The sequence below is a fragment of the Flagellimonas abyssi genome, assembly GCF_019457905.1.
Taxonomy (GTDB): Bacteria; Bacteroidota; Bacteroidia; order Flavobacteriales; family Flavobacteriaceae; genus Flagellimonas; species Flagellimonas abyssi.
On sequence record NZ_JAHZSV010000015.1, the window covers coordinates 103,864 to 128,088 of the forward strand.

At 44.7% G+C, this 24,225-nt stretch carries 18 protein-coding genes; 6 read left to right on the forward strand and 12 right to left on the reverse strand.

Translation table 11 applies throughout. The features are described from left to right. Window positions 1–12 precede the first annotated feature (12 nt). The 8 genes from K1F36_RS12325 to K1F36_RS12360 all read right to left on the reverse strand — a co-directional run bounded on the left by K1F36_RS12325 (window position 13) and on the right by K1F36_RS12360 (window position 12,440). The gene (locus tag K1F36_RS12325) at window positions 13–1,344 is read right to left on the reverse strand and encodes a Gfo/Idh/MocA family protein (RefSeq protein WP_220114098.1); all 1,332 of its coding nucleotides are present in this window, start codon (window positions 1,342–1,344) and stop codon (window positions 13–15) included. Between the two features lie 24 nt (window positions 1,345–1,368). Next, complete coding sequence (locus tag K1F36_RS12330) at window positions 1,369–2,328, reverse strand: formylglycine-generating enzyme family protein (protein WP_220114099.1); 960 nt, start codon at window positions 2,326–2,328, stop codon at window positions 1,369–1,371. Window positions 2,329–2,342: 14 nt separating this feature from the next. Beyond that, the gene (locus K1F36_RS12335; protein WP_220114121.1) at window positions 2,343–3,275 is read right to left on the reverse strand and encodes a hydroxypyruvate isomerase family protein; all 933 of its coding nucleotides are present in this window, start codon (window positions 3,273–3,275) and stop codon (window positions 2,343–2,345) included. 76 nt (window positions 3,276–3,351) lie between these two features. Further along, complete coding sequence (locus K1F36_RS12340) at window positions 3,352–4,872, reverse strand: sialate O-acetylesterase (RefSeq protein ID WP_258539053.1); 1,521 nt, start codon at window positions 4,870–4,872, stop codon at window positions 3,352–3,354. Window positions 4,873–4,982: 110 nt separating this feature from the next. Further along, complete coding sequence (locus tag K1F36_RS12345) at window positions 4,983–7,598, reverse strand: sodium:solute symporter family protein (RefSeq protein WP_220114100.1); 2,616 nt, start codon at window positions 7,596–7,598, stop codon at window positions 4,983–4,985. Beyond that, a complete protein-coding gene (locus K1F36_RS12350) occupies window positions 7,588–9,666 on the reverse strand; it encodes a family 20 glycosylhydrolase (RefSeq protein WP_220114101.1) in 2,079 nt (692 codons plus the stop codon). The genes K1F36_RS12345 and K1F36_RS12350 overlap by 11 nt, the downstream gene beginning before the upstream one ends. 9 nt (window positions 9,667–9,675) lie before the next feature. Further along, a complete protein-coding gene (locus K1F36_RS12355; protein WP_220114102.1) occupies window positions 9,676–11,274 on the reverse strand; it encodes a sialidase family protein in 1,599 nt (532 codons plus the stop codon). Then, complete coding sequence (locus tag K1F36_RS12360; protein ID WP_220114103.1) at window positions 11,271–12,440, reverse strand: n-acyl-d-glucosamine 2-epimerase; 1,170 nt, start codon at window positions 12,438–12,440, stop codon at window positions 11,271–11,273. The genes K1F36_RS12355 and K1F36_RS12360 overlap by 4 nt, the downstream gene beginning before the upstream one ends. 128 nt (window positions 12,441–12,568) lie before the next feature. On the opposite strand from K1F36_RS12360, the gene K1F36_RS12365 reads away from it, so the two are divergent. Continuing rightward, window positions 12,569–13,297, forward strand: a complete 729-nt coding sequence (locus K1F36_RS12365; RefSeq protein WP_220114104.1) for a FadR/GntR family transcriptional regulator — start codon at window positions 12,569–12,571, stop codon at window positions 13,295–13,297. 330 nt (window positions 13,298–13,627) lie between these two features. Here the strand turns inward: K1F36_RS12365 and K1F36_RS12370 are convergent, their stop codons facing one another. The 4 genes from K1F36_RS12370 to K1F36_RS12385 all read right to left on the reverse strand — a co-directional run bounded on the left by K1F36_RS12370 (window position 13,628) and on the right by K1F36_RS12385 (window position 21,137). Continuing rightward, window positions 13,628–15,133 carry a RagB/SusD family nutrient uptake outer membrane protein gene (locus K1F36_RS12370; RefSeq protein WP_220114105.1) on the reverse strand — a complete coding sequence of 502 codons (1,506 nt, stop codon included), beginning with the start codon at window positions 15,131–15,133 and terminating at the stop codon, window positions 13,628–13,630. 10 nt (window positions 15,134–15,143) lie between these two features. Continuing rightward, on the reverse strand, window positions 15,144–18,449 hold the full coding sequence (locus K1F36_RS12375) for a SusC/RagA family TonB-linked outer membrane protein (protein WP_220114106.1): 3,306 nt from the start codon (window positions 18,447–18,449) through the stop codon (window positions 15,144–15,146). A gap of 92 nt (window positions 18,450–18,541) precedes the next feature. Further along, window positions 18,542–19,465, reverse strand: a complete 924-nt coding sequence (locus K1F36_RS12380; RefSeq protein ID WP_220114107.1) for a dihydrodipicolinate synthase family protein — start codon at window positions 19,463–19,465, stop codon at window positions 18,542–18,544. A 142-nt stretch (window positions 19,466–19,607) separates the two neighbouring features. Continuing rightward, window positions 19,608–21,137 (reverse strand): glycoside hydrolase family 20 protein, encoded by a 1,530-nt coding sequence (locus tag K1F36_RS12385; protein ID WP_220114108.1) that lies wholly within the window; start codon window positions 21,135–21,137, stop codon window positions 19,608–19,610. An 89-nt stretch (window positions 21,138–21,226) separates the two neighbouring features. Here K1F36_RS12385 and K1F36_RS12390 point away from each other — a divergent pair, with 89 nt between their 5' ends. The 5 genes from K1F36_RS12390 to K1F36_RS12410 all read left to right on the forward strand — a co-directional run bounded on the left by K1F36_RS12390 (window position 21,227) and on the right by K1F36_RS12410 (window position 24,206). Further along, window positions 21,227–21,394, forward strand: a complete 168-nt coding sequence (locus tag K1F36_RS12390) for a hypothetical protein (RefSeq protein ID WP_220114109.1) — start codon at window positions 21,227–21,229, stop codon at window positions 21,392–21,394. Then, complete coding sequence (locus tag K1F36_RS12395; RefSeq protein ID WP_220114110.1) at window positions 21,391–21,843, forward strand: DUF2141 domain-containing protein; 453 nt, start codon at window positions 21,391–21,393, stop codon at window positions 21,841–21,843. The genes K1F36_RS12390 and K1F36_RS12395 overlap by 4 nt, the downstream gene beginning before the upstream one ends. Continuing rightward, a complete protein-coding gene (locus K1F36_RS12400) occupies window positions 21,844–22,737 on the forward strand; it encodes a hypothetical protein (protein WP_220114111.1) in 894 nt (297 codons plus the stop codon). Between the two features lie 76 nt (window positions 22,738–22,813). Continuing rightward, on the forward strand, window positions 22,814–23,590 hold the full coding sequence (locus K1F36_RS12405) for a restriction endonuclease (RefSeq protein WP_258539054.1): 777 nt from the start codon (window positions 22,814–22,816) through the stop codon (window positions 23,588–23,590). A gap of 19 nt (window positions 23,591–23,609) precedes the next feature. Continuing rightward, complete coding sequence (locus K1F36_RS12410; protein WP_220114112.1) at window positions 23,610–24,206, forward strand: Pycsar system effector family protein; 597 nt, start codon at window positions 23,610–23,612, stop codon at window positions 24,204–24,206. Window positions 24,207–24,225: the final 19 nt, after the last annotated feature.

Consider the following 24,225-nt stretch of genomic DNA (forward strand, 5'->3'; position numbering starts at 1 on the left):
TCCTTGTCAGTACTATAGCACTTTGGTCTGGCCTGGCACCGGGACAGGGTAGTTGCCATTTTCATCTGGGCTTGTCGGTGTCGGAGAATCCCAGCTAAGTTCTTCTGGCATAAGTTGTAGATCGGATGCTAGGGCCTCGTCCCATCCGATGACTTTTCCACTGTAGGTGGCCATACGTCCCATTATCGCCGTCATAGTGCTTTTGGCTCCATTGTAAGCATCGTTGATCACCGTATTGTTCCGTATAGAAGCAAACAGTTCATTATGTTCCTGTTGGTAGGGGTTATGCCCTTTGGAGTTTCCTATGGACTGTATTTCCTCACCGTCAAGGTTATAGATCTTTGCGACCCCTGCGTCATGGGTGTCCACCCTGCCATTGGTCAGCTGGAACGCCTCGCCCACTCGGTACATGGTGTTGGGCTGGTGCCTACATTGGCTTGCGATGACCGCTCCGCTGGGATAAGTGAACTCCACAAAATGATGGTCGAATATTTCTCCGTGATCGGGTCCTTTCCGTACCATGCGGCCGCCCATGCCCTGGGCAGATACAGGGTATTCCCCTATAAACCAGTTGGCTATATCGATATTGTGGATATGCTGCTCAAGAATATGATCACCGCAGACCCAATTGAAATAATACCAATTTCTCATCTGATACTCCAGTTCGGACTGTCCCGGTTGTCGTTGACGCACCCATACACCGGAAGAGTTCCAATAGACCTGCCCCGACAGGATTTTGCCAAGGTCACCGCCTTTGATAAGTGAATTCACTTTGATGTAATTTTCCTGGTAATGGCGCTGTAGCCCGACAACGACATTCAATTTCTTTTGATCGGCCAACTTAGCAGTCTCAAATACCTTACGTATTCCGGGCGCGTCGGTGGCCACCGGTTTTTCCATAAAGACGTGTTTGTCATTTTCAATGGCATAGGCAAAGTGGTAGGGCCTAAAACCTGGGGGTGTGGTAAGAATTACAACATCGGCAAGGTCTATCGCCTCTTTAAAACCTTCAAAGCCAACAAATTTATGTTTATCCTTAACATTGATTTTTCCGGTATCCTTGTATTTGTCGTACAAATGGCCATAACTGGAGTTCAACTGGTCCTCAAAAAGATCTGCCATGGCGACCAATTGTACATGGTCATCGGCCTCAAGGGCTTGGTTGGCAGCACCTGTTCCACGACCTCCACAGCCCACTAGGGCGATCTTTAGCTTTTTCTCGTTGAACACATTGACCATTCCATGGCCTCCCAGCGAGGGCAAGATCATCGCCCCTGATGCCATGGATGCATTTTTTATAAACTTTCTTCTCGACTTGTTATTTGTCCCATCCATATTTTTCATGTTACGCATATGTTTTATTCTTATTTAATTTTCCACCCAATACTCCTTGAGCTCATTCGGGTCCGGCAATTTTTTTGGACGCACCACCCTAAACCCTACAAAACCGGCATCGGTGAACCACCATTTACTCCTTGGAAATTGTGGATCTCGTTGTTTCCAAATGGGATCGGAAGCCATTCTGGAGGCACTTCGCATTCCTTCCGACCCATCCTTGAACGAACCTCCCCTCACGACCACTGGATACTCCTTGACCACTGGCTCAAAGGGAAGTCGGGTATCTTCATACCCATTTTCATGGTATTGGTCCAAGGTCCATTCCGCCACATTTCCGTACATGTCATATAACCCCCAAGGGTTGGGCTTCTTTCCCCCTACAGCATGGTAAGAACCTTCACTGTTTTGCTTAAACCATGCATATGCTCCCAATTTTGCAGGGTCCGAACCAAAATGATAAGGTCCTTCGCTCCCTGCCCGTGCAGCATACTCCCATTCGGCCTCGGTCGGCAATCGATAAAACCGCCCAGTTACCGCAGACAGCCATTGACAAAAAGACGAAGCGGCCAGCTGAGTGACATTAACGGCTGGATAATTTGCATCCCGGCCCATTCCCAGGCTCATGTCCACATAAGGGGTCGTTGCTCCAGACACTGCGTCGGCCTTCAGTTGTATTTCGTTTGCCTTTGACCTATTTTCAAGATCGTCAATGGCTCTTTCGATAAACAGGTTATAAAGTTCCCAGGTTACTTCAAATTTTGACATCCAGAATCCTTCGACCTTAATTTCACGTATGGGCCCCTCGTCTGTATTTCTCCCTGGTTCTCCCTCTTCACTGCCCATATCAAATGTTCCTGAGGGAATCGTGATCATGTCCAATGAGACATCCACCCCGGGTAAATCTTGGGTATAGTCGGATTCCTGTTGCGCATGGGTATTACCAAATGTTACCATTAAGGCTAACAAAATATGGATCGTTCTAATTTTCATTAAGTTCACAGTATTTAAAATGAATCACTTGCTTTATAAGCGTCGATAACCGCCTGTTCACCGGCTTTGCCTTGTTCGGAATTGCCATGTTCCATTCCTACGATACCTTGATAGCCCTTGGAATGAATGTGCTTAAATACATTTAGATAATTAATCTCACCTGTTGTAGGCTCTTTTCGCCCTGGATTATCGCCTACCTGGAAATAGGCAATCTCTTCCCATGAAGCATCTATATTTGGGATTAAATTCCCTTCTTGGATCTGTTGATGATAGATGTCGAAAAGGATTTTGCATGATGGGCTGCCCACCGCTTTACATATTTCATAGGCTTGAGGGCTATCCGTAAGAAAAAGTCCTGGGTGGTCCCTAAAGTTTAGAGGCTCCAATACCATGGTTAAACCATGAGGTTCCAAAAGAGCGCTGGCCTGTTTAAGCGACTCTACAACATTGGCTGTTTGGTAGCCTTTTCTTAATCGAAGATCCACATGACCGGGCACTACGGTCATCCATTTGGCATTCACCCGCTTGGCAACTTCGATAGATTCCCTGATTTCCTTCAGGAATTTTTCGCGGAGTGAAGTATCACCATTGGTTAGGTTGGGTTTGCTCCAAGAAATTTCGTGGGCAACAAAGACACCCATTTCCAAGCCACGTTTTTCCATAGTTGCGGCCATTTGTTTCTGAAGATCTAAGGAGCGGCCCTTCATACCGTTGTCTTCAAAAGCGGTAAATCCCATGTCCGCCATAAAATTTAGTTGGTCGATGGGGTCGTCTCCTGCCAAAGCTTTGAACATGCCCAAATGAGGGGCATATTTCAAATGGAATTGGCCCGGGACAACAGGCTCGCCGTTACCCGATTTTCCCGACTGGGCGAATATTCCTGTTACCCCTAGGCCCAAGGCCCCTGAGAACATTACATTATCCTTTACAAAATTTCTTCGATTCATCATATCCTAGTTTTTTTTATTCTTTAATTGGGACCCATTTGAACTTCTGTTTACTTGAGTTAAGTTTACCGACCGGTCAACGATCGTAACTGACAGATGTCTTAAAGGTGGATGCGGGCAGTTCCTCTGAATTCACCAGATTGCCCCTTGTCCATGCTTTCCAACCATAGTATAAATATTCAGGTTGTTCGGTTATGGGAATAATTACCCGCCTCTTTTGGATATATGCCTTTACCTCCCTCCTACCATCCAAGGAAAACCCTCGTAATGCCATTCCATCACTGGTGGTGAGTCCACTGCTGTGCTCAAAGGAAACCATGAGATGATCACCTTTAAACTTTACCTTTTTGACCAAAGGCCCCGAAGGTACAATGGCATGACCATAGGTCTTATGTAAGGCCCATCGGGCCAATCGATCGCCCACGGCTTTTTTATTCGTAGGGTGCACGTCATTTTTTGCTCCTATATCGGAGGTAACAGCCATTCCACCATAGGGAACCATGTACAAAAGTTTTCTTTGTTCATCCCGAAATTGCGGCCATAAATGAGCGTTATAGTTCTTGGTATCAATCGCGGAAAGTTGTGCCCAGTAAAAGGGCATTTGCAGGTCGCCCCATTTTACCCTGTAATCCCGAACCATCATTGCTTGTAATTCGGCATATTCATCTACCCGAGGCTGTTCTTGCGCATTGCTCTCTCCCTGATACCATATTATTCCCTTAATAGGCATTTTCAAAAGTGGATGCACACCTGCCCGATAGGCAAACCCAGGCTTGTAGGCGTGATTTGGTCCCAAACTGTCCACAAGAACATCTTTTGCCCGACCTAGGTTCTGAACGCCCCTTTCCCTGATCCACTTCGGCAATGCATCGTTATAAAGCCAATTCTTGGTCACTTTTCCTCGATAATCCCGTGAAGCATACAATGTTTCGGCGCTTATAAATGTCTCTATTGGGGCACCTCCAATGGCTAGATGTATCAATCCTATGGGAACAGAGGTTTCCTCAAGAATTTTTTTTCCAAAATAATATCCTACTGCACTCATGGAACTTGAAGTAGTTTGATTGCTCGACTCCCAATGTCCTAAGTAAAACTCTTCCCTATTCAACCTTTTTACAATGGAATCACCAAAGGCCTTGTTGTATATGTTTTCACCCGCATAGGTGGGATTATAGAGACGTAACAATCCTTGGTCTGTTTTGGACACCTCAGAGGGGTAATGCATTTCCTTATCCAATGGCCATTCCATGTTAGATTGACCCGAACAAAGCCATATATCACCAATTAGAATATTTTTCAATCTAATTTCCTGGCCTTGATGACGAACATATAGTACGTGTGGTGTCGTGTCCGCTTTCCGTGAACGTAGCCATATACTCCAAGAGTGATTGCCTTCTACCGTCACCTCCTTGACCTCCCCATCAAACATAACCTCCACGATCTCATTAGGGCGACCCCATCCCCATATATGGATGGGCTTATTACGCTGTATGACCATGTTATCCGTAAAAATCGAAGGTAGCTTAACCTGACCAAATATGGTATAGGTTCCCAATAAGAACAGGCAACCCAGCATGTATGTAGCGACTTTTTTCATATTTATTATCATTCATTGGCACGGTTTACCCCCAAATTCAATCCTTTTCAAAATATCCCTGGGTGCCATCATTGAATTAAACCTGTCCTTTTTATTTGAACCAGAAGACATCATTTGCCTGGCATATCTTTTTGGTCGGATTCAGGGAACATCAAGCTAAAAGCGTATCCAAATCCATAACAGGAGACAACACCAAAAAAGGCGTACATCAAAAAGCTTATTTCGGTATGGACACTGATATACCATATCAAGACCGCACTGGCAAAAAGTCCCATAAGGGTCCCCTTGGCATTCGCCCTTTTTGTGAGCATTCCCAATAGGAACATACCCCCTAGACCTCCGGTGAACAATCCGAGATATCTGTAAAATTCGTCCCAAAGGGATTTTATATTGGAATTGGCCATCCAAAGGGCCAGCACCATCCCGATCAGTCCGGTTAGCACGGTCGCTATTCTAGCTATCCGCAATAACCGTTTATCCGGAACACCCATTTTAAATCGTTTGTAGAAATCATTGCAAAAAGCAGTGGAAACTGAATTGAGGCTGCTACTGATGCTGCTCATGGCCGCAGAAAAAATACCGGCCACCAGAAGGCCCGACACCCCTACGGGCAGTTCCTTTACGATGTACATTGGAAAAATGGAGTCATTGTTTGAAATCGTAGGGGACAAACGCGCCGGAAATTCGGAATAAAAAATGAACAGCAAGGTCCCAAGACCAAAGAAAATAATACTGGCCGGAAGGGTCAACACAGCATTGGTATACAGGGTTTTTTGGGAGTTTTTCATATCCGTACTGGTCAGATATCTCTGAACGATCGTCTGGTCCGTTCCCTGGGTTACCATGGCCGAGGCGAGCCCTCCAATGGCAACCACCCAAAATGTGGCCTTGGTAAAATCAAAATCCATATTGGCTACGTTGAATTTCTGATGTTCCGAAGCATAGGTGATCATATCGCCAAAAGAACTCTCCGTATGCAGCATGATCCACACAACAGCAAGCACACTCCCTCCCAGCAGTACAATGACCTGCATGACATCGGTCCATATAACGGCCTCAATTCCCCCAAAAGCGGTGTAGGCGATACAAAGTACGCTCATGATAAGAATACTGGTTTCCACCGGAATTCCGGTAACAATGGATATAGCCAACGAGGGCAACAACAAAACAATACCAATACGCCCTAATTGAAACAGAATAAAGGACAGGCTACCAAAGGCCCGTGCGGTATAATTAAAACGGTCCTCCAAGAATTCATAGGCGGTAGTAATCTTCAAGCGATTGAAAAAAGGAATGAACACGAGTGAAATCAAAGGAGTAATGGCTATCGCGGCCATATTCAACATAAAGAAGGACCAATCGGTTACAAATGCTTTTGCCGGAATGGCCATAAAGGTAATGGCGCTGAGCAACGTCCCAAAAACGCTCAATCCACTGGCCCACCAGGGAATCCGTCCACCACCGACAAAGTAATCGTTGGTTGACTTTTGCTTATAGGAGAAATAGACCCCAATAAGCAAAGAAAGCATAAGATAACCGAACAGCACCATATAATTAATGGTGCCAAATGGCTGCATTGCCTCCCCTTCCGTAATTTTTTGAACCGTTGTAGTTCGAATACCCGGGGATGCTTCTCCAGAGACCATAAACACATCCTGTCCATCAGCAAAGGAAAGAGCCGTGACCGGCAAGGGTCTTGGCAGCGTATCGTATACAAACCATCGGTCCGTTATGCTATTATAGGATAGTACTTGCTTTGAAAATCCAGGATGGTGATTCAAGATTTCATCGCGCCGTGACCTTAAGTCTTTCAAAAGAGAATCATTGGATTCCGATGATATCCGCAAGGCGATTTCCTCCAACTTGTTGAAAAGCACCTCGTCCGACCCGCCATAGACCATAATATGCATCGATCCCGTGGGGCGCCCATAGGCACCCATCAGTACCCTAGGCCGATCATCGATTGTTAACCTTCCCTGCTCTTGCCATTCCCCTGTATTGAGGTCATAGGATAAATAAGTGGTCAATGGCACCGATTTTTGTCCCTTTATTTGATTCCTTCCCCCAATGACAAACAATTTTCTGGAATGTTGTGTATCCTGTATCGCCGCCACATGCAGGGCCCTTGGTTCACCGGGGAAATCCGGTAGTTTTTCCCAAGACTCTTTGGTCAATGACAGCCGATATAAGGAATTGGTGCTCCTTTGCGCATTCTTCCCACCAACAACGTAGACATAATCGTTATCCACCACGGCAGCTGAATATGCCAGGGGTTCCGGCAGGCTTGGAAGTTCAGTAATGTCAATGGAATTGTCGTTGGAATTGAATTGTAACAGCAGTACTTGGTCGATGCTCCCTTGGGAATTCTCCCCTCCAATCAAAAGTATGCCTTCCTCCAGGATAACGGAAGACCCATAGGCCAATGGGCTTGGCAGTGTCTTTGAGGCGAGTTGCCACTGCTCCCCTTTGAGAAAATATATGGCGTCGCTCCAGACTTTTGCCCCACCATCCCAAGGAAGTCCCTCGGGAAAATTGGCACCGCCAGCAGCAATTATCACGCCATCCTGCCGACCTCCCATCATTCCTGCAAAGCCATTGAAAGTATCCAGTCCCTTTCCCGAAAGGCTGGGCAGTTTTTGCACTATAAGTTTTTGTCGATCCTGTCCCATGCACAGGGCTGAGATACAACACAGGGCTGCAACTGCAATAAACCGTTTAATCATCATACTGCTCCATTTTGATTGCCGTTCTATATTTCAATCCTTTGGCCTCGCGGATACCTTCTGCCGTCCTTTTAATAGGTATGCACGTAAACATCCACTTCCAGGAGGGCTCACCAAAGGGTACCTTCAAAACTACATCGTTCCACCCCTTTTTCAATGGAATCTTTGTGGGTTCGCGATAAAAGTAATCTTCATCAAGAAAGGGAATTTCTTCTGAATCGGCCCTTATCCCAGGTTGTTTCCATTCAGGAGGAGCTATTATGCTTCCATTCACCCATATTTTAGGTTGGGTATGGTGCCATTGGCCCAATTGTGGAAAAGGGCCGCCACGCCTTCCTCCCGATCGTGACCAACCATGGAAACCGACCCAAAAATCCTGTATACGGTCTTCAGGGGAATATACCTGGGTCGTAGCATAAAAGGTTCCACGCTTGGCATCTGTAATCGATGGGAATCCAAAAAAGTGCTTTAAATGTATGGTCCCTCCATAATAAGGCCCTTTCCAGCTCAATACCCCAGCATCCGTAATGTAGCTTTTTTTGATTTCCTTTTCCACCGGAAAAGATTTTGAAAAATCCCCTCCATGATCGAACGGACCGATGAGCTGCCATGGTATCCGGGATTGGGAAACATAGGGAAACTCTTTATTGGCAAAAAACAGGTCCCGATGCCGCACCACCTTTTCCTCCAACTCCTGAAAGGTATTGTAGCCCTCAGAACCTGCATCAGGAAGAGTGCTCCAAAACCTTTCGTCGTATTGGGGTCTACCGTTCCAAATAGCATCCGAATAAAATAAGATGGAAGGGTAGATGGGATTCTGACGTAAAATATCACGTTCCTCGTTCACGTCGTTATCGGGCCATGCACATAAGATACCCCCTAGAGCCAAATCATCTCCTTCTTTTTGACGACCTGGCTGTTGGAAAAATAGTCTTACCATCCCTGCAAATGGATCTAAATGATTGATATAATTCGCTCTGGAATCAATAAACTGTTTGCCCTTTGAAGGTGGATGTTGTGCCCATAATTGTTGTATGGTCACAATATCATTGTTGAGTTCGATACCTTCCTTCCACGTAATGACCTTGCGATTGTTTTCTTGAATATGCAAGGCAATGGTCTCGATAAACTCTTTTGGGACCTCTTCGGCTCTATTTCTCACTTCATCCGTACCCATATGAATGTAGGGCATCTCATTGGCATCGGCCAACGACATAAGTTCATCGAATAAATCCAATAATATGGACAATACCTGTGGATGGTTCATTTTATCGAAACCAAAGGCCCGGCGGAAGGCTTCCGTATGACCAGGTATGTCAAATTCGGGAACAACTGTTATATTTCGCGCTTTGCAAAAGGCCAGTATCTCCTTAAAATCTTCCTGTGTATAATATTGTCCAACATCTCTGGAAAAAGCCTTATCAGATTGCAATTGTGGGTATTTGCGACTTTCCAACCGCCATCCTGGATTATCCGTTAAATGCCAATGGAAAATATTGTACTTGTAATTGGAAAGTACCTCGATCTGTTCTTTTAATTGCGCTACAGACTGAAAGTTTCGTCCAGTATCGTGCATGAAGCCCCTAATCCTAAACGATGGCCAATCCTTGATTTCAACCATACGGAAACGTCCGTTTCCACCAACTTTTCGAAACAGCTGTTTTAAGGTTGCAATGGCGTAATAAATTCCTTGTTGTGAACCTGTGGAAATCGTCACAGCACTATCAATCTTGAGTTCGTATGACTCGTCATTGGGCTCAATGGATATATCCCTTTGCAGTTTTACCACCAACCCCCGCTTACGGTCCGGAATTCCTTTTCCCTCCAAAAAATCATGAAGCAACCTGGAAGTTTCCGTAGAAAAATCATTGGATTGTATGTGGAACCCATCAAAGTCAACGGTCCCGTTCCCATATTCGATATGTTTTGGAACGGGTATAATGGGATATGCTTTTTCTTGACCCCTTTGGGCTAAAGCTTCAGCAGTCGTAGCAAAAATGATTCCTATCCCACAGACCGCCAGTTGAAGTTTTGTCAATAGCTGTATGGGATAAATTAAAAGTGCCTTCATCAATATATCTTAGGATCCGATCAACTCGCTCAATGGGATTTTTTGAAAATACAGTTCCTTCTTCCCCTCATAGAGAATGCCCAAATGATTTTCATCAATAATAGAAAGACAAGAGTACCCATAGGTATCATCGGCATAAAGTTCAATTTGATTTTCCTCTGGCCAGGACATCCCCAGATCAAAACTTGTCTTTATCGTAATATGGTTACGACGGGTTTTTGAATCAGGATTTGAAAAAAATAAAATTTTCCCACGTTGTGGATGGTCATAGGCAACTATGCTCGCCATACAATTGGGCTCGATCAAGGCCTTTCGCGATGTCGGGTGTTCTTCCCAAGTTTCTCCCATATCGCCACTGACAGCTACCGATCGACCGTTCAGACTGTCCTTTCTATTGGCCCTATTGCGGTCGTCACGCATATTCAGCATAAGCGTTCCTTCGGATATCTGTACCACCTGCGCTTCAGTGGTTTCCGATTTTGCCCCGGTTCCCACATCCCAGGATTCGCCCCCATCTTCACTATAAATGATGGTTGAATGAGGTATTCGATTCTTATCCTTGTACTGTGCCGGAAAGACCAAAGTCCCATTTTCCATAGTAATACCGGCCCCTGGCCCATTGAAGAACAACTGCCATTCCCGTTTTTTGGTGGATGTAGTAATATTTATGGGAGATGACCAGGTCAGACCATCATCCTTACTGTTCACTAGAATCAATTGCCCCGTTTTGTCTGGAGACAATCCGGGTTCAGAGGCATTCCAAGCTCGTTTGCCAGGATATCCATGCAGCCAAAGGGCCGCAACCCAAATGGTGTTCGTCTTATGATCAACAAGCACTGCTGGGTCCCCAATACCGTTCTGATCTTCTGGCAGTCCACCGTACTCACCCATATCCATGATTACTTTCATCGGCTCCCAGGTCTCTCCTCCGTCTGTACTTCGGCTCATGCCAACGTCGATATCCTCCTGAAGATCCACTGGGTCATTGTATCGGTTATCGTAAACTGCGATCAAGGTACCCTTATTTGTTGTGGCCATTCCTGGTATGCGATAGGTATCTATACCATCTTGTCCTTGCTGCCTTAGAGCATTACCCAATCGCTGTGCACTGGATACATCATCCATCCGGGGCGTTACATTTGACCCATCGGATAGAATAGCCCCCAAGAGGTTGACACCAATTTTACCAGTCAAATCAGGGTTGCTGCTCAAGCTTGTGGACAACCAAAAATAATGTGTTCCTGCGGAAAGGGACCGATTCTCTTTTAGGGAGAACTCCGGTGCAAGATTTGAAGTTTTTGTCACAATCGAAGCACTTTCAAAATCGTCCTTAGTACTGTAATGAAGCGTTACCTCCGATAGATCATTGATATCCGATGTCCCCTCCAAAGAAAACTTGAGCTCCGCTATGCTTATCGCCTGGGAGGAATCGGGCACTTGAATTTGAATTTTTAGAATTTGGTTTTGATCTTTACCTATCAAAACCGGCAGTACAGGTTGTTGCGCCTTGATATCAACAACATTGTTCTGTTTGCTGCCACAGGAAAGGGCCAACATTAAAATGAGCCCCAAAATGGACGTTCCAAACCTACGATCGATCATATTCATTGCACTGTTTTTTTGTTTTCTATTTTTTCGAATGTCTTCCAACATTGATAAAGGGCACGAGGTACATGGAAACAACCTTTCCACTTCCCTCCCTTCAATGTTAAATGAGGGTGTCCCTGTCGGTTCAAGTACCCATACCACTCCCCATGGACAGGGTCCGGAAAATGGGTCCAAGTATACTGGTGGACCCTATCATACCAATCCCATATTTTGGGGCATTCGGTAAGTTCGTACATTTTTGCCAGTGCCACCAAGGCCTCTAAATGTACCCACCATAATTTTTGATCGTGTTCCAACTGCTGTGGCGGATATCCCTTGGCATCCATAAAGTAAAAAATTCCACCATACGTATCATCCCAGCCATAATCCAAAAGTCGCAAAACAGTATTCTTTGCTTTTTGAATCAGCTTGTCATCATTTCTACGGGTTCCGATGTCAGCAATGAACCACATAGCTTCGAGACCGTGGCCCGGATTGATCAAGCGCCCATCAAAAGAATCGTTCAACGTCCCATCTTTATCGACATTTTCATAGATAAGCCCTGATTCCTTCCTCAAAAACACCTCCATAACTTCCTCGACACAGTGATCCAAGGTGCTCTCCACCTGTTCAGAGGGCAAGACATGTTCCAACTCCAATACAAGGTTGGACAAAATCATGGGCAATGCAAAATTCTTCAATGCCCTTGTACCGGTACTTTTTTCGTAGATTCCTTTGGGAGCCGTTCGTCTATCCAAGATATTCCGATAGGTCATTTTGGCGATATCCGCGGCATACGCATCATCGGCAGCCTTAGCATATTGTGCAAAGGCCATAGCTGCAAAACAATCTGAAAAAATATTATAGGGTTGTACCAAAGGCCGTCCATCCGAAGTCAAGGAGAAATAAAAATTCCCCTGGTCGTCCCTACCATATTTTCGCAAGAATTTCATCCCAGATCGAGCCACGTCCAGCCAATAATCCTTTTTTTCCAATTCATTATACAGCATGGAATACAACCAAACCTGCCTCCCCTGTAGCCAAACGAATTTGTCCGTGTCGTAAACTTTTCCTTTTTGATCAAGACAGGTAAAATACCCACCATTTTCGTTATCAAGGGAATATTTCCCCCAAAAAGGGAGCACATCATCCAACAGTGCACTTTTATATATTGTAGAATATTTCATATTATGTATGACATAATACAAATATACAATATATTTTGAATATATTTGTACTGCTCCTTAAAAGGATTTATGTTTATTTTGCCACCAATGATTGAAAACATGCACTGAGGGCATTAATTCATTTGTATATGAAGCAGCTAAAGAAATTAAAGCCGGTCGATACCCTTTCCCTGGTCGATAAGGTCGAATTGAGCTTATTGGAATTTTTCAAAGAAAATGAACTGGGACCCGGCGATGCCATACCCAAGGAATTGGATTTTGCCAAAAGTCTTGGTGTCAGCAGAACCGTAGTAAGGGAGGCCCTTTTGAGATTGCGGACCCTTGGACTTATCGAGTCCAAAAAGCATAGGGGCATGATCTTAAAGCAACCGGATATCATCAATAATTTCGAGCGCATCATGGATCCTACCCTTTTAGGAACCGAAACTTTAAAAAATCTCTTTGAGCTTCGTTTGATTCTGGAAATGGGGATGGCCGACTTTCTCTTTGAACATAAAACCGATAAGGAACTGGATGAGCTGGAAGCAATAGTGGAGGAAGAAGAAGCCACCAGTACGGGCAAAGTTCGTTTTTCCTTGGACAAGGAGGTTGCCTTCCACGGTAAACTTTACCAAATATCAAAAAACGATACCCTTCAACGTTTCCAAGGTCTCTTACTCCCCGTATTTGAATACGTTTACCTAAAGGATACGGAGAACCGTGACCTGGACGAATACCATTACACCAAGGGCACCTTTGTGACGCACAGAATGCTCTTGGACAATCTGAAGATAGGCACTCCAGAAACTTTTCGCAATGCGATGCGTCGCCACCTTGAACCTCATTTCGACCACATTTTCAAATACGAAAAGAAATAATTCTTTCTGCCTTCATTGCCTAAACATCAAAGGCGTTGACCTCCACGTTTTCAAGCTACAGTAGACCACGGAACAGGAGCTATTACCCTTACCTGAGGATTCCTTTAAGAACTATTCCCCAATACAAAATTGGCGCACCCTGGTTTCAAAACGCACCATGGAATGTATCACAATAAGCTGAACCTTATTCCAACCAGACTTGGTTTCCCCCTATGTGCCAAAAATAAAAAAAGGGCCCGAACATGGCGGACCCCTTTTCTTGAATTAAATAACTAGCCACTAAACTTAATAACTAACTCACTAACTAACTCAAATCAATTAACTAACTCTTTATTCCCATCCTGGAGTTTGATCCAATAATGGGTTTCTTCCAATCATGTCGTTCGTTATCGGTAACAACAACTTGTATTCATCGCCAGGGTTAAGAAAATCGATGTTTTCGATGACATAACTGTCCCCTGCACGTCTTAGATCCCACCAACGTTTTCCTTCGGCAATAAATTCTTTATATCGCTCGGTCAAAATTGCATTTGCATTATCGCTTTGGGTACTGTTCACATAGGCATGGATGGCAGGGTCGTAATCTTCCCCGTAAGCTCTTTGACGTATTTGATTGATTTCACCGGAAGGGTCTTCCCCCAAATGATTTTTTACCTCAGCCAAAAGCAATAGTACGTCGGCATATCGATACAACGGAACATCGTTCTCAAATATACGTTCGGTGCCATCCACTCTTCCCAAAAATTTGTTCAAGATGGAGCCAAAATAAGTCGGTTCGTTATAGGTCGGATAACCAGAACCACCATTGTCATCGGTGTACAACCTGATAAAGGTTGCATCTTTTCGATCATCGGCATTATCGTCCAAAAGCAGAATGGTCTTTTCGGACTGTCCGTACCTGTTGGCACCGGCAATAATAAAATCGCTCATGGATTCACCTGCGGCATTGAACTGGGGATTGATTTCCGTAGTTCGTCCAGTGAAACTATTATAGATATTCGAGGCCTCGTCCCTTTGGTATTGCAGTGCAAAAATAAATTCACTGTTTCCTTCGTTGGGAACACCCCATAGTTCGTCGATATTAGGTGCCAAACCAACTCCAAGGGATGCAATTTGCTCCAAGGCATTTTTTGCCTCGGTAAAATCCGCATTGCCACCACCCATTAAGTGCCCGGACCAGATATACACATCACCTTTTAGGGCCAAAGTTGCTGCTTTGCTCCAAAAGTTCCTGTTGCCCTCCCAGAATGAACTGTCAGAACCGAAAGCGGACAACGAAGCTTCGATATCCGATTTGATCTGATCCATCACTTCTGCCTGGGAAGCCCTTTCCTTGCTCAGCCCATCAGGGTCAACTGTGGACAAAGGTTCCAAAATAATAGGCACGTCGCCCCAGCTTTTCAACAAAGTGTAATAGTACAAGGCTCTTAATCCATAGGCCTGCCCCATTAAGTGTTGTTTATCGTTCTCATTGACGAATTCAACGTTGGGAACGTTGGTCAAAAAATCATTCACCCTGTGAATCTCTGTATAAAATCCGGCCCATCCTCCAAAAGGAGCTGTTGAGGCGGTAAAACTCGATTCTATCAAGGCAAGGTTCGAGGGCGACTCATAGGTTCGTCCGCCCCATACATCACTACGTATCTCACCGAGCAACCATAGGTCACCGGCTTCTCCACGCAAACTGGCAAATAGTCCAGTATGAGCAGTCCTGGCACCTTCCTCAGAATCCCAAAACCCTCCTGTGGTCAGTTCACTTGGAGCATCCAGCTCCAATTCGCTTTCGCAAGCAAAGAAGCTTAATATTGCTGTTATAATATAGATATACTTTTTCATCACTTTAATTTTAAAATGTTACGTTAAGTCCGATGGTAATCGTCTTGGGAACCGGAAATTCTCCGTACTGTACACCTCCAACTTCGGGCGTATCCCCGCTCATGCTCTTAAAATAATGCAAGTTTGACCCAGTAACATTGATACTCAATCTTTTGATTACATCATTAAAATATTCCGATGGGAAACTATAACGAAGCGTCACTTCCCTTAAGGCAAGGTAATCGCCCTTCTCCCAGAATTGTTCGTTCCCCTCCGTTTGCAGACTGGCAACACTTTCGTTACCCCTCCAAACGTTCTTGGTTCCGTTCACAAACACAAAACGCGGCCAATCGGTATCCGTGTTGTCAGGTGTCCATGAGTCACCGACCTCGATCGGTTGAGCCAAATTACCCTGTGTTTGCGCATACCCTTTGTTTCTAATGTGGTTCCACACCAAATGCCCCGTGGCGAAATCGGTTTGGACGAACAAGCTGAAGTTTTTGTAAGTAAGACTGGTATTCAATCCCCCTACAAAGTCAGGCGTTGTACGGCCGATTACTTTTCTATCGAGATTATTGATAACCCCGTCTCCGTTTTGATCGACCCATTTGACATCACCGGCCCATCTTTGGTTCCTACTTGCCGCAGGTGCATATTCATCCGTAATGGCATTGTCCGCATCCGCTTCTGCCTGATTGGCATAGATTTTCTCTTGCTCAAAGGCTACGACCAGGTCGCCTCCGTAACGCTGTCCTTCCTGTAAGCCACCGACCCACTCTTCCTGACCGGTTTCTGGATTCCAAATCAAGCTTCCGCCCTGTCTGTTCAGGTCATTATCGTTTTCAGGCAGCGAAATAACATAGTTTCTGTTCCTCGTAAAGGTGGCGCCCATACTCCATGTGAAATCCTCCTTTCTGATGATATCCCCATTGACTTGAATTTCAACACCTTTGTTCCTGTAGGTACCATTATTGGTCAAGATACCACTAAACCCAGTGTAATAGGGCAATGTCAAACTAGCCAATTTATCCTTGATGTCCCTGGAATAAACATCGGCGATCAAGGATAGCCTGTTATCAAATAGGGAGACATCCAGACCAACGTTGAATGTCGTGGCCTTTTCCCATTTTAGATCAAGGGTTGCCAAACTTGTATTGGCATATCCGGTCTGACCGTTGTAAATCCCTTGGGAACCATAAGATCCATATACCCCGTAATTGCTCAATACATCTTGGTTACCATTAACACCGTAACTCAATCTTGGTTTGAACTTGGTTATGGTTTCACCCAATCCTGAATCCTGGAAGAAGCTTTCATTGTGTGCGTTCCAACCAAGGGAAACTCCCGGGAAGAAACCGTACTTATTGTTTCCCAATCTTGAGGATCCGTCATTTCTAAAGGTAAAACCGACCAAATATCTATTGTCGTAATCATACAACAACCTTCCAAAGGTCGAGGTTATAACATATTCCGTTTCGAAACTGTAAGGTATCCCATCGGCCTCGGCCCCTGCATTGAGGGTCTCTATCAAATCCGTCGGGGAGTTTCTGGTAGCCGCACTGGTCTCAAAAAAATTATCCTTAAAGTATTCCGCACCAATCAAGGCATTTACATTATGATCGCCAAATCTTTTTGTATAATTCAGTGTTCCCGTCAATTGGTTCCTTAGGGTCCTGTCCAAGCTGACGCCTGCCTCCCTTGCGGTACGCAAAGGTCCCGTGGTACTGCCCGTCCTATAGGCCCTGTTAAAACTTTCATTGTGATTATTGATGGCAAAATGACTTCCCTTAAGGGAGAAAGTCAGTTCATCCATGATGTCCCAATCGATTCCTGCCGAAAACTGTAGGCGTTGTTCCAAATTTTTTCTGACAAATTTGTCCTGATAATAAAGTGGATTACCAAATCCTTGGTTTTGCCCTACAGCGTACTGATCGGACCACGTTCCATCGGGATTACTGTCATAGGTCCTTGCAGTCGGTGCCTGGCCTTGAAATCTCCTAAATACGGTATCCTCACTCCCCAAGGGGCTAAGATTTAAATTGGAGTGCGAATAGAGGATATTGGAATTTACCTTAACATTGTCCGCAACCTTGTATGAACCGCTAAATTTACCGGAATATCTTTTAAATCCTGAACCAAGGATAAGCCCTTCATTATCCAAAAGTCCAAGACCCAAGTAATAGGTCCCTTTTTCATTACCCCCATCAAAGGAAAGGTAATGATCCTTGGATACACTGTTTTGATAAATACGGTCACCTACATCTTTGTTATCATAAAACAAAATCTGTTGGCTCGGGTTTAAAATATCAGGAATGGAGGTCCAACCTGGCTGATCTAGCAAATACTGGTTATCCGCGGTCAACAATTGTGTGGTGAACGGATCATTCGTTGTATTGTTCCCCGTACCAGCACTTTGGTTACCATCCAAGAAGGCACCGAAAGCACCAGGACTGTTCGTAGCCTCCCTGAACCAGGCAATGGACTGTCTATTATAATTGATATGATCGGCAGCCCCAAGATATTGCTGGTCGTTTCGTTCATTATTGATACTGTACCGATACTTATAGTTGATGGAAGACCTTCCAGCCTTTCCCTTTTTAGTGGTGATCAAAATAACACCATTGGCCGAACGTGCGCCATAAATAGCTGTTGCAGCCGCATCCTTCAACACCTCCATGGATTCAATATCATCCGAGTTCAAGGCATAAAAAGAGCTGGGAACCCCATCAACCAAGATTAGAGGTGCGTCGTTACCACTAAAATTGGTACCTCCACGCAAAATCACTTGTGGCGTAGCACCTGGCTGACCAGAGGTATTGGTCACCCTAAGTCCGGCAACGGTACCCTGCAGTGCCGTGGCCGGGTTCGACCTAGTGGCACTTTCCAACACCTTGGTATCCAATTTTGCGACGGATGAAGTAAGTGTTGACCTTGACTGGCTTCCATAACCGGTAACAACGACCTCATCGAGCATGGCCGTGCTTTGGACCAGCATCACATCAATGGTCGTCTGATTGGAGACCACCACCTCCTGGGCTGTAAATCCGATATAGCTAAACACTAAGGTATCACCTGTATTGGCCTCAATGGAATAATTTCCATCGAAATCGGATTGTGCACCATTGGTAGTGCCCTTGACCAAAACGGTCGCTCCTGGGAGAGGCACACCTTCTTCATCGGTAATGGTCCCGGTAATCTGGGTTGCCTGTGCATACACCGTTACCGTAAATACATTCAACAGCACGAAGAGCACGAATAAGATAGATGTCCTACTCATACCCAAGATCCGAACCGGACCAGGCGCTGCATTTTTTTCAGCATACTTTGAGAGTTTCATAGATTTAATAGTTTGATTAATTAAGTCTTATGGGCAAATATATATATATTTATTTGTATTATGTATTACATAATAATTAAAAATTTTAATGATTATCTCCCTGAATCCCTGCGACATGGGTTTGAGAGGTATACGGAAAGACCTTCCTTTTCAAACGATTGCAAGGCTTGGTTCAATAAGTTCTCATTAAAAGTTCGATGCGGAAAGCGGCTCGGGCCCATATCCAATCCGAGATGTCGCATAAAACCTTTACCGCCCCCATGATAGCCCCCCAAGGCCTCCAACACCTGCACAAAGCGTATGGCCTTACCTTGAAGGTGTCTGGCTGCATCCAAATCCCCCTGGGCCACATGTCGTGAAATCCCCTGATAAAGTGGCGCCAAATGGTTATAGGTACTACCCACCCATCCTTTGGCATCCACCGATAAACTGTCAATATATTTTTCATCGATGCCAAAAAACATGTCCAAGGTGTCCCCGTCTTTCTGAGCACACTTTTTGAAATCGGACAGGTTATCTTCCGTATACTTTATTCCAGCAAAGTTTGGTATCTGTTCCTGAGCTTTCTCAATGAACCCCAACATGGATAAATTAACTTTGGTCAGCACCGGAATGTGGTAATAATAAAAGGGAATATCAGGGGCTGCCTGAGCGATTTCCTTACAGTAGAATACAAGGTCATCCAAGGTTTTGGGACGAAAATAAAATGGAGGCAGCGCAGCGGTTGCATCCACCATATTGGCCCCGTGCCCGGCAAGCTCACAGGCTTCCCGAACGTTTGTATGCCCTACATGGTTGATCAAATAAAATCCTTCAGGTCTATACTTCGACCAGGCTTCGATCAATTCCTTTCTTTCTTCTGTGCAAAGGGATGTAAAATCACCAGTGGAACCGTTTACAAAAGCCCCTGCAACCTTATTGTCAACCAAAAAATTTCCATAGTCCCCGATAATATCCGTATTGAGCAACCCGTTCTTGTGCATTGGCGCATAAGTTGCCGCTATCATTCCTTTCATAAAATGTATTATGTATTACATAACAAAGTAATTGTTTTTTTTACAATTATTCAAATGTTTAGTTGTTTTATCTACAACTTTTTTTTCCGCCCTCCTAAAAATCAATTGTTTCCATCCAACAATGACTCCCAAAGCCTCGGAATCATTCCACGATCAATTCATCCAAAAAGACAAAACAGCTACCACCTGTTGGTGGGTGTGAAAGGTTTGTTACCTCGACTTTTATCCATCGGGCCTGTTGGGGAGTGAACGAAACCAGGAAGTTGGCCAGCGCTACATTCCCGTTTGGCCGATGTTCCCTTCGCCACTCTGCCACTTTTTTAAAGTCTCTGCCATCCTTTGACAATAGCACCTCCACCTTTGTGGGAAAATAAATTCCAGACCCCTGATTTTCCATGCTGCCGACGGTCACCGAGGAAATTTCACTTAAGTTTTCCAAGTCAATTGTAACCGTAGGATTCTTCTCTAGCCACGCCAACCATTGTCCATCATGAAAATTCTTGCTTCCTCGCAGTACATTGGTCAATGTACCTTGCCCATTACCCTGATAACGGTCATTGTATATGGGACTGTATTCGACTGTTTTTCCGACCGCTTTGTGAAATCGAAACTCTTTCACCAAGGTATCACCAACCATCTTACCCAGCTTAAAGACCCCAGCACGGACCGTTGCTGTCTCCTCTAGGGGAATGGGATTGGTATATTGTGGGGATTCGGTGCTCAAAGCTCCGTCATCAAGGACATATCGAATTTCACTGCCATAAAGTTCATTATGAAGGGACACCCGGATCTTCCTGTCCTGTTCCAGTTCACTCTGGGCCGTCACGGCGTAGGCACTTTTCGCATAGTTGACCCCCATAGCGTCCAAACGTTCGAAAAGCCTTGGGACAATATTGGAAAAACGCTTCCAGTCCTTTTGTTCCCTTGGCGACCATAAGGCCTCTGAAAGAGCCACTAGTCTAGGAAACAACATATACTCGGACTCTTTCCCATCAGTGATATATTCAGACCAAAGATTGGCCTGGCTTCCCAAAATATGTTGCTTTTGGTTTACCGACATTGAGTCAACCACAGGATCAAACGCATAGACCTGGTTCAATGGAACATAGCCGCCAAAAGCGAGAGGCTCATGGTCAGGATCCCCTTGATATTGGTTCAAGTAAACCGTTCCCGGGGTCATGATTACATCATGGCCGCGTTCTGAGGCTTCCCATCCTCCTTGGATACCCCTCCAGCTCATTACCGTTGCACCCGACGGGAGGCCGCCTTCCAAAATCTCATCCCAGCCGATCAAGGTCCGACCATGGTCACTTAAAAAACGTTCCATCCGCTGAATGAAATAGGATTGCAGCGCTGCAGTTCCCTTAAGACCTTCTTTTTTGATACGGTGCTGACAATCCTCACATTTTTCCCAATTCGTCCGGGTGGCCTCATCACCCCCAACATGGATATATGGCGATGGAAAAACCTCCATCACCTCCAAGAGTACGTTTTCCAAAAACTCAAAGGTTGATTCCTTGCCAGCACAATAGATGTCGGTAATGGGCCATACCCCGCCAGAAGGAACCCCTATAGGTTCTCCAAAACAAGAGAGTTCGGGATAAGCTGCGACCGCACTGGATACATGGGCCGGCATTTCAATCTCGGGAACAACAAGGTCATTATGTCCCATTGGTCATTTGGAGCAACTTCTTATGTGGCTGGCTCTATACGCTAACAATCATTGGATTGTTTGGCTCTAAAAAATGGTCGATTGTTCCTATGGCACTGGCATTGTTTGTCCTAGTAGGTGCATTTTTTGGCCTCTACATCCATATTATGGACGGCGGTCTCTATGAGGACAGAACCATTATGGCGCTGTTCTTTAGAATCACCCTGACCCTTTTCTTTGCCTTGGGCACCTATGTTTCAACAAAACCCCAATTATGAAAAACATACTTATCATCAGTTTTACATCATTTGTGCTGTTCATATCCATTTACTCTGGTCGAACAACTAACCTAGCCAACCCTTCCCTGACCGTGAAAGTGGAAGGTTTGCGAAATTCAAAGGGCCTGGTCCAATATGCATTGTATGATCAAGAAGGGTCCCTTCCCGATCAAAAGTTCAAAAAATACCATCAAATAAGGACCTCCGACATATCCGGGGGAAGATCCTCAACAACCTTTTCAAACCTTACAGCAGGCACCTATGCCATCAGTGTGCTCCATGATGAAAATAAGGATGGTGAGATTAAAATGGGCTTGTTATTGCCCAAGGAGGGTATTGGTTTTTCCAATTTCAAAACGATTGGCCTTTCCAATCGCCCCAACTTCAGGAAAGCCAGTTTTATGCTGGACAAGGACAGCACCATTGTAGTGAACATGATCTATAAATAGATGCGTCTTTCTTATTCAATATCGGTATTGTTTTGTTGCTTCTTTTTGATCATACATGGACAGGACAGGGTTTGGCCCGATATGGATTTGAGTAAAATCGCCTTGGTCAACCAACGGGAAAGTTACATCACATGTCCCATGGACATTGGCAATCTGGAACCTTTGATGTTCGAGGCCAATGTCAGCCCCAACTTTATTATACGGGAACGTAAGGACTCCAAATTGATGGGGGTGTTGACCCCTCAGATCATTATTCGAATGTACAATGAGGTTTCCTACCCGGTAAAGACCCCGAGCTATATCCCACAAATTGCCGCATACTATTTGATGTCGGAAGTTGCTACCAGTACTCGAATGACTTTATTTGGGAAGCTGGCCCATCACTCCAATGGCCAAAATGGGAGCTTCTACCATACTGATGGACAAATTAACTTGGAATCCGGGAACTTCGCCACCAATTATTTTGAACTGGGGCTGATCAATACGTCCTATGATAAGGTCATGAACGCGACAAAATTCCTCAAAACATCCTTGGAAATCCATCCAAAGGGTTGGATGCTTGAAGAGCTACAGGGACAATATAGCGGATTGCGCTGGCACAATGCCTTTTATGCCTATAAACTACCGATAAAAATGGGACCACGCGGTTCTATAAAGGCGGACTTCTCCCTAAAATTGCAAGCTACGTGGTTCATGGACAACTTCAATGACTGGGACGCTTTTACCATTAAAAGATTACATACACGATTGACCCTATACTACCACCCCAAATTTTTGGAGGACATTGGCTTTTTTGTGGAATACTACCATGGCACGGATTATTACAACATGTATTTCCAGCACCGTCTTGATGTCATACGCTTTGGCATCATGACCGAGGTACTGCGATTTTAAAGAAAAGAATATGGAGCAAGAAACATTTAAAGTAAAAAAATATTCCGGGGAACTGGAAGACTTTTCCATTGGTTAATTGGAACATTCCCTCCAGAAATGTGGTGCAGAACCAGAAGAAATAGCCGCTGTGGTGGCCCATATTGAACCTTGGATCTACGATGGGATTTCGACCGATGAGATCCATAGAAGGGTATTTTCCTTCCTAAAAAAATCAAATCGCGTCCAGGCATCCAAATACAGCCTGAAACGGGCCATTTTTGAACTTGGGCCAACCGGTTATCCATTTGAGCGTATGGTCGGTGCACTTTTAACGCACAAGGGATACAAAACAACGGTAGGCGTTGTCCTGCAAGGTGCATGCGTGGAACATGAAATAGATGTATTGGCAGAAAAACAAGGCAATGTCTACGCTATTGAATGTAAATTCCATTCCGACAGCAAGCGCTCCAGCAATGTAAAGGTTCCCCTATATATCAATTCAAGGTTCTTGGACGTACAAAAAAACTGGAATTCCAATCAAAGCAAAAGCACCCATTTAAAGCAAGGCTGGCTGGTTACCAATACACGTTTCACCACAGATGCCATCAGCTATGGGAATTGCATCGGGTTAACGATGTTAAGTTGGGACCACCCAAAAAACAATGGGATTCCAAGGCATGTGGACCGATTTGGACTCTACCCCATTACCGCACTGACCACCTTGTCCAAGCATGAAAAGCGCCAACTTCTTGACAAGGGTATTATCCTGACCATGGAAATCGAACAGCAGCCTGAGGTTTTAAAGGAGTTGAACCTTTCATCCGGAAAAACCAGGAAGGTATTGTCCGAAGTCCATCAATTGTGCCATATGTAAACACCTCAAATTGGACAATATGAATAAATCGAACAAAATATCCAGTGACCAGGAACGGAAGGAACAAAAATTGGAAAAACTAAAAAAATATGATTCCCGTGGGGTACAGACCCTTTTCAGAACACTTTCAAGGAACCATTACAATCTATTGAAAATGATCGATAACAAGGCCAGGATCATGCTTACGGTCAACTCCATCATCTCCTCCCTTTTGTTGGGTGCCCTGTTCATTGTTCCCACCTCTGAGGAGTTAACCATATCCGTCGGTACACGAATTTTGGTCATCTGCAGTTTACTGTCCATGATATTTGCCATTTTGAGCATGTTGCCCCATCGCTATATCGGGAAGGAATTTAGACACAGTAGTTACAAGGGAACGCTTTATGCGGAAAACTTTGCACAGCAATCCCTTGAAGAATTCAAACATGAACTGGACCGAATAATGGATAGCGGGCAAAGCATTTACAATGAAATGGTGGTCGATCTTTATTTCTTGGGAAAAACCATAGCAAAAAAACAACGGTTACTCCTAATTTCATCAGCCATACTATTGATAGGCATAATAGCTACAATAGCATATTCGCTGGCAACCGGGACCGTTGTTTTTTTATCATAAAAATATTCGGTTGAATCGC